Raw genomic sequence first — 7,025 nt, forward strand, 5'->3', positions numbered from 1 at the left:
TGTCCTGGACGGATGCGTGCGGGTTCGGGTGCGGAGGCGGGGTCATATCCGGCCTGCCTTGCGTTCGCTGACGAGCAGCCAGAGCAGGTAGCAGCCGCCGAGGATGCCGGTGACGACGCCGACGGGCAGCCGGCGGTCGCCGAAGGCGTGGGTGGCGATCCAGTCGGCGCTCAGCAGCAGCGCCGAGCCCATGACGGCGGAGACCGCCAGGTTGGGGCCGGGCGCACGGGTGAGCCTGCGGGCCAGCTGGGGCGCGCTGAGGGAGACGAAGACGATGGGACCGGCCGCCGAGGTGGCGACGGCGACGAGCAGCACCGCGGAGGCCATGAGCACGACCCGGGTGCGCTCGACCTTCACGCCGAGCGCGTACGCGGCGTCGTCGCCCATCTCCAGCATCCGCAGCGCCCGGCCGTGGCCGAGGATCAGCGGCACGAGGACGCAGCAGACGGCGAGCAGCGGCCAGAACTGGGTCCAGTCGCGCCCTTCCAGGGAGCCGGTCATCCACACGGTGGCGCGGGTGGCGTCCATCAGGTCGGCTTTGGTGATGAGGTAGTGGATGACGGAGGTCAGCATGGCGGCGGCACCGATGCCGACGAGTACGAGCCGGTAGCCGTGGACGCCCCGCTTCCAGGCGAGCAGGTAGATCGCGGCGCCGGTGACGATGCCGCCGGCGACCGCGCCGAGGGCGGTGGCGACGGCGCTGCCCTGGAAGAGGACGATGACGGTGAGCGCGCCGACGGTGGCGCCCTGGCCGAAGCCGATGACGTCGGGGCTGCCGAGCGGGTTGCGGGAGATCGACTGGAAGACGGCCCCGCCGAGGGCGAGGGCGGCGCCGACGAGGATCGCGACGAGGACCCGCGGGAGCCGCAGCTCAAGCACCGCGAACTCCTGGACGACCGTCCCCCGGCCGAGGAGGGTGTCGAGGACCTCTCCCGGGGCGATGGGGAAGTCGCCGGTGCAGACGAGGACGGTGCCGACGCCGAGGGTGAGCAGGATCAGGCCGAGGCCGGAGAGCGCGGCCCGCGGCATGTACCGCACGGAGAGCCCGCCGGTCCGCAGGGTCTTGGTGGTCACAGCTGGGCCATCCTCTTGCGGCGTACGAGGCGGATGAAGACGGGCCCGCCGACGAGGGCCGTCACGATGCCCACCTGGAGTTCGGCGGGCCGGACCACGACCCGGCCGAGGACGTCGGAGCCGAGCAGCAGCACGGGCGCGAGGACGGCCGCGTACGGCAGGATCCACCGCATGTCGGGCCCGGTGACCGCCCGGACCATGTACGGCACCATCAGGCCGAGGAAGACGATCGGGCCGCACGCGGCGGTCGCGGCGCCGCACATCAGGGTGACGGCGACCATGGCGAGGATCCGGGTCCTGTTGATGCTCACGCCGAGCGCGCGGGCCGCGTCGTCGCCCATCTCCATGGCGTTGAGCGGCCGGGCGATCGCCAGCGCGAGCACGGCGCCGACGAGGATGAACGGCGCGACCCGGCGGACGGTGTCCAGGTCGGCCGAGGCCAGCGACCCGACGGTCCAGAAACGGAGCCGGTCGAGGGCGGCCGAGTCGAGCAGCTGGACGGCGTTGACGTAGCCGTACAGGGCGGCGGTGGCGGCCGTACCGGCGAGCGCGAGCCGCACCGGGGTGGCGCTGCGGCTGCCGCCGAGCACGTACACGACGACGGAGACGACGGCGGCGCCGACGAAGGCGAACCACACGTAGTCGCGGACGTCGGTGACGCCGAGGAAGGCGATGGCCGAGACGACGGCGGCCGCCGCGCCGGCGTTGACCCCGAGCAGCCCGGGCTCCGCCAGCGGGTTGCGGGTCAGCCCCTGCATCACCGCGCCGGCCAGGCCGAGCGCGAGGCCGACGAGCAGCCCCAGCAGGGTGCGCGGCACGCGCACGTCGTGGATGACGACGTCGTTGCCGACGCCGCTGTTGTGGAACAGTCCGTGCCACACGTCAGCGAGCGGCACCGGTTTGGCGCCGATCATGATGCTGAGGACACAGACGAGCAGCAGGGCGCCGACGGCCGCGAGCAGACCGAAGGCGCGCACGGTGTTCCGGCGCCTCGGAGACCGCCCGGACGTCGCCGGCTCCGCGCTCGTACGGGAGGGAGTCTCGACCAACACGTGGTTAGGTTAGCCTACCCAATATTGACCTAGGAGGGGTCGGCGGCCCCGAACGCGTCGGAGACCGCGGTGGGGCCCGAACGCGGGGGGACCACCGCCATGACCCTGAACGCGGGGGGGGACCACCGCCACGCCCTCGAACGCAGGGAGACCACCACCACCCCGAAGACAGGGAGACCACCGGCACGACCCCGAAGGCGGGGAAGGCCACCGCCACTACCCCGAACGCGCGGAAGGCCGCCGCCGCGTCCCTCTCCGCCCCTACGGCCCGAGCCGCGACGGGCCCCTCCGTCCTACAGTCCGAGCCGCGCCAGCGCCTTCCCCGCGTCGAGCCCGCACGCCCCGTACCCGGCCCATGTCCACGCCGCCCCGCACAGCGCCCGCACCCCGTCGAGCACGTCGGACGCGCCGGAGCCCTCGACCACGAGCTCCTCCCCGCTCACCGACGCCCGCCAGCGCCCGCACCGGAAGGCCCCGTCGCCGTCGGCGAGGACCTCCGGCTGCCCGGCGAGCAGCCCCCGCAGATCGGCCGCCACGTACGTCGGCCGGTGCTCCGGCGCCGCCGCGAGCAGCGCCGCCACGTCGGTGACCCCGGTCAGCACGAGCAGCGAGTCGACTCCCCCGCGGAACGCGCCCTCGATGTCGGTGTCGAGCCGGTCACCGACGACCAGCGGCCGCTCCGCCCCGGTCCGCAGCACGGTCTCCCGGTGCATCGGCGGCTGCGGCTTCCCCGCCACCTTCGGCTCGGTCCGCCCGCCGGTGGCGATCCGGACGACCTCGACGGCGGCCCCGTTGCCGGGCCCGATCCCGCGCGCCCCCGGGATCGTCAGGTCGGTGTTGGACGCGTACCAGGGCAGCCCCCGCCCGACCGCGTACGCGGCCTCCGCGAAGCGGCCCCAGGCCATGTCCGGGCCGCCGTACCCCTGGACGACGGCCACCGGCCCGTCGTCGGCCGACTCGACGGGCACGAGCCCGCGCTCCCGCAGCGCCACCCGCAGCCCCTCGCCGCCGACGACGAGCACCCGGGAGCCCTCGGGCACGTCCTCCGCGACGAGCCGCGCCACGGCCTGCGCCGCGGTGACGACGTCCCCCGGCTCGGCCGGCACACCCAGCTCGGTGAGGTGCGCGGCCACCGTGTCCGGCGTCCGCAGCGCGTTGTTCGTCACGTACGCGAGCCGCATCCCGCCGTCCCGCGCCGCCACGAGCGCCTCCACGGCGTACGGGATCGCCGCCCCGCCCGCGAAGTACACGACCCCGTCGAGGTCGAGCAGCGCCGTGTCGTACGCCTCGCTCAGCGCGACCTCGCTGCCCCCGGGCCGGCTCCGCCCCGTCCGCCGCTCCTGGCCCTCTCGCCCCATGACCACCGCTCCTCACTCACCACCGGTACGTCCCCGCTCCCCCGATCATCGCGCATCGCCGCCGCGCGCCTACGATGACGAGATGAACACCTCAGGTCACGCGGCCAGCGCCGTCCGCGACGACACGGCGGGGCTGCGTCTGCATCCGTTCCGCGGCATCCGGTACGTCCCCGAACGGGTCGGCAGCCTCGCGGCCGTGACGTCCCCGCCCTACGACGTCGTCGTACGACCTGACGGGCTGCTCCACCTGGAGTCCGCCGACCCCCACAACATCGTCCGGCTGATCCTCCCCCAGGCGGTCACGGCGGGCACCCGCCACCGCAAGGCGGCGGTCACGATGGACCGCTGGCTGGCCGACGGCGTCCTCGCCCCCGACCCGTGCCCGGCCCTGTACGTGTACGAGCAGCGGGGCGACGGCATCCTCCAGCGCGGCATCATCGGCGCCCTCGAACTCACCAGGCCCGACGAGGGAGTGGTCCTCCCCCACGAGGACGTCATGCCGCACGTCGTCGAGGACCGGGCCTCGCTGATGCGCACGACCGCCGCCAACCTGGAGCCGCTGCTCCTCACCTACCCGGGCGACGGGGACGGCGCGGACGCGGTCGTCGAGCGCGCGATCCAGCGCGAGCCGCTGCTCGCGACGACGACCGAGGACGGCTTCCACCACCGCCTGTGGGCGGTCACGGACCCGGCCGAGCAGACGGCGGTGACGACCGAACTCGCCCGCCACCAGGCGCTGATCGCCGACGGCCACCACCGCTGGGCGACCTATCTCCGCCTCCGCGACGAGCACCCCTCGCCCGGCCCCTGGAACCAGGGCCTGGTGCTGCTCATCGACACGGCCCGCTACCCGCTGCGGGTCCGTGCGATCCACCGGCTCCTCAACCGCCTGCCGGTCGCCGACGCCCTCGCCGCCGTCGGCGACTCCTTCCGGGTCCGCCGGGTCGAACGCCCGCTCCCGGAGGCCCTGGAGGCCCTGGCCGACGCAGCCGCCGAGGGCAACGCCTTCCTCCTCGCCGGCGACGGCGCCTTCCATCTCCTGGACCGCCCGGCCCCGGCGCTGCTGGCCCGCACGGTCCGCACGGACCGCCCGGAGGCCTGGCGCACCCTGGACGCGACGGTGCTCCACTCCACGCTCCTGGAAAACGTCTGGCACGTGCCGGACGCCGCCGAGGACATCGCCTACATCCACGACACGGCGGCGGCCGTCGAGCAGGCCGAGCGCCGCGGCGGCACGGCGGTCCTGATGCACCCGGTACGGGAGGAGGTCGTCCGGGACCTGGCCCGCCAGGGCGTCACGATGCCCCGCAAGTCGACCTCGTTCGGCCCCAAGCCGGCGACGGGCCTGGTCCTCCGCAGCCTCGCCCTCGACTGAGAGCGGAAGGGGCGGCACCCGACGGGTGCCGCCCCTTCCTCATGTCACCGAGCCTCAGCTCTCGTCGTCGTCCTCGTCGGCGACGTCCTTCGCCTCGGCCCGGTCCTCGACCCGGTCCTCGGTCTCGTCCTCGTCGTCCGAGTCGTCGAAGGCGTCGACGAACTCGACCCCGTCCAGCTCGGCGAGCCGGTCGGAGGCGTCCGTCGCCCCGTCCTTGTCGGCCTCCAGGGCCTTGGCGAACCACTCACGGGCCTCCTGCTCCCGCCCGGCGGCGAGCAGGGCGTCGGCGTAGGCGTACCGCAGCCGCGCGGTCCACGGCTGGTGGGCGCCGGAGGCGAGCTCGGGGCTCTGGAGGGTCACGATGGCGGCGTCGAGCTGCCCCATGTCCCGGCGGGCACCGGCGGCGACGAGCCGCATCTCGACCTGCCCGGCCTTGTCGAGCTTCTGCACCTCGGGCTCACCGGCCATGGCCAGCGCCCGCTCGGGCCGGCCGAGGCCGCGCTCGCAGTCGGCCATGACGGGCCACAGCTCCACGCCGCCGCTCATCCGCCGGGCGGCCCGGAACTCGGCCAGTGCCTCGGAGTACTTCTGGTTGGCGTACGCGGCGAACCCGGCGGCCTCGCGGACGGCGGCGACACGCGAGGCGAGCCGCAGGGCGACACGGGAGTACCCGTACGCCTTCTCCGGGTCCTCGTCGATCAGCTGCGCGACCATGACGAGGTTGCGGGCGACGTCGTCGGCGAGCCCCTTGGGCAGGCTCATCAGCTCCTGACGCACATCGGCGTCGATCTCCTCACCGGTGACCTCCGGCGGGATCGGCAGCCGCTTGATCGGCGCGCGGTCGCTCCGCTCCCCGCGGTCGTCACGACGCCCGTACCCGCCCCGGTCGTCCCGGCCCCGGTACCCACCCCGGTCGTCACGGCGGAACCCGCCACCGCCACGGCGGTCGTCCCGACGGTCATCGCGCCGGTCGTCACGGCGGAACCCGCCACCGCGGTTGTCGTCGCGGCGGAAGCCACCATCGCGGTTGTCATCGCGCCGCTCGTCGCGGCGGAACGACGAGGGCCGCTCATCGCGCCGGTCGTCGCGACGGAACCCACCGCCACGGCTGTCATCCCGACGCTCGTCACGACGCTCGTCCCGGCGGTCGTCGCGGCGGAAACCGCCACCGCGCTGCTCGCCACCACGGTCGTCGCGACGGAACCCACCACCGCGGCTGTCGTCACGCCGGTCATCGCGGCGGAACGACGAGGGCCGCTCATCGCGCCGGTCGTCACGGCGGAAGCCACCGCCACGGCTGTCATCGCGACGCTCGTCACGGCGGTCGTCCCGGCGGTCGTCGCGGCGGAAACCGCCACCGCGCTGCTCGCCACCACGGTCGTCGCGACGGAACCCACCGCCACGGTTGTCGTCGCGGCGGAAGCCACCACCTCGGTTGTCATCGCGCCGCTCGTCGCGGCGGAACGACGAGGGCCGCTCATCGCGCCGGTCGTCGCGACGGAACCCACCGCCACGGCTGTCATCCCGACGCTCGTCACGCCGGAAGCCACCACCGCGGCTGTCATCCCTGCGGTCGTCGCGGCGGAAACCGCCACCCCGATTGTCGTCCCGGCGGAAGCCACCACCGCGCTGCTCGCCACCACGGTCGTCGCGACGGTCATCGCGCCGGTCGTCGCGACGGAAGCCGCCGCCACGGTTGTCACCTCCACGGTCGTCACGGCGGAAGCCGCCACCACCGCGGTTGTCATCCCGGCGCGGCCCACGGAAGCCGCCCCGGTCGCCACCGGCACCGTCCCTGCGACGCGGTTCGCGCTCCGGGCGGTCGTCGGGAGAGTTGGTGGACATCGGTGTGACTCCTGTCTTCAGGTACTGCAGTCATTCTCGCGCAGCCGGCACTCAGCCGCGCATCGGCACAAAAAGTCAAGCAAAAACAAAAGGACCCCTGGTCCCAGCGTGAACGCTGGGACCAGGGGTCCTGAAGAATTGTTCGGCGGTGTCCTACTCTCCCACAGGGTCCCCCCTGCAGTACCATCGGCGCTGAAAGGCTTAGCTTCCGGGTTCGGAATGTAACCGGGCGTTTCCCTAACGCTATGACCACCGAAACCCTATCGGTTTCGAGCGAACAAGCACACTCTGTAGTTGTGTTCAGCTCTAGAAACCAGCAAC

6 protein-coding genes and 1 rRNA gene are annotated in these 7,025 nt (G+C 73.7%); 1 reads left to right on the forward strand and 6 read right to left on the reverse strand.

Going from position 1 to position 7,025, the window contains the following annotated elements; all coding sequences use genetic code 11:
• Positions 1-42 precede the first annotated feature (42 nt).
• The 3 genes from QK442_RS30790 to QK442_RS30800 form a co-directional block, all read right to left on the reverse strand.
• A complete protein-coding gene (locus QK442_RS30790; protein ID WP_282697385.1) occupies positions 43-1,029 on the reverse strand; it encodes an iron chelate uptake ABC transporter family permease subunit in 987 nt (328 codons plus the stop codon).
• A gap of 41 nt (positions 1,030-1,070) precedes the next feature.
• Positions 1,071-2,126: an iron chelate uptake ABC transporter family permease subunit gene (locus QK442_RS30795; protein WP_282697377.1), complete on the reverse strand. Its 1,056-nt coding sequence runs from the start codon at positions 2,124-2,126 to the stop codon at positions 1,071-1,073.
• A 293-nt stretch (positions 2,127-2,419) separates the two neighbouring features.
• Positions 2,420-3,484 (reverse strand): HAD hydrolase-like protein, encoded by a 1,065-nt coding sequence (locus QK442_RS30800; RefSeq protein WP_282697378.1) that lies wholly within the window; start codon positions 3,482-3,484, stop codon positions 2,420-2,422.
• Between the two features lie 82 nt (positions 3,485-3,566).
• Between QK442_RS30800 and QK442_RS30805 the strand changes: the two genes are divergently transcribed.
• A complete protein-coding gene (locus QK442_RS30805; protein WP_282697379.1) occupies positions 3,567-4,859 on the forward strand; it encodes a DUF1015 domain-containing protein in 1,293 nt (430 codons plus the stop codon).
• Between the two features lie 54 nt (positions 4,860-4,913).
• Here QK442_RS30805 and QK442_RS30810 read toward each other — a convergent pair whose 3' ends face one another.
• From QK442_RS30810 to rrf, 3 genes are all read right to left on the reverse strand, one after another.
• Positions 4,914-5,681, reverse strand: coding sequence for a tetratricopeptide repeat protein (locus QK442_RS30810; RefSeq protein WP_282697386.1), 768 nt, complete (start codon positions 5,679-5,681; stop codon positions 4,914-4,916).
• Complete coding sequence (locus tag QK442_RS30815) at positions 5,621-6,577, reverse strand: hypothetical protein (RefSeq protein WP_282697387.1); 957 nt, start codon at positions 6,575-6,577, stop codon at positions 5,621-5,623. Before QK442_RS30815 ends, QK442_RS30810 begins: the two co-directional genes overlap by 61 nt.
• A 267-nt stretch (positions 6,578-6,844) precedes the next feature.
• Positions 6,845-6,961: ribosomal RNA gene (gene rrf / locus QK442_RS30820) — 5S ribosomal RNA — on the reverse strand.
• Between the last annotated feature and the right edge of the window lie 64 nt (positions 6,962-7,025).

Source organism: Streptomyces sp. CC208A, assembly GCF_030010625.1.
Lineage (GTDB): Bacteria > Actinomycetota > Actinomycetes > Streptomycetales > Streptomycetaceae > Streptomyces.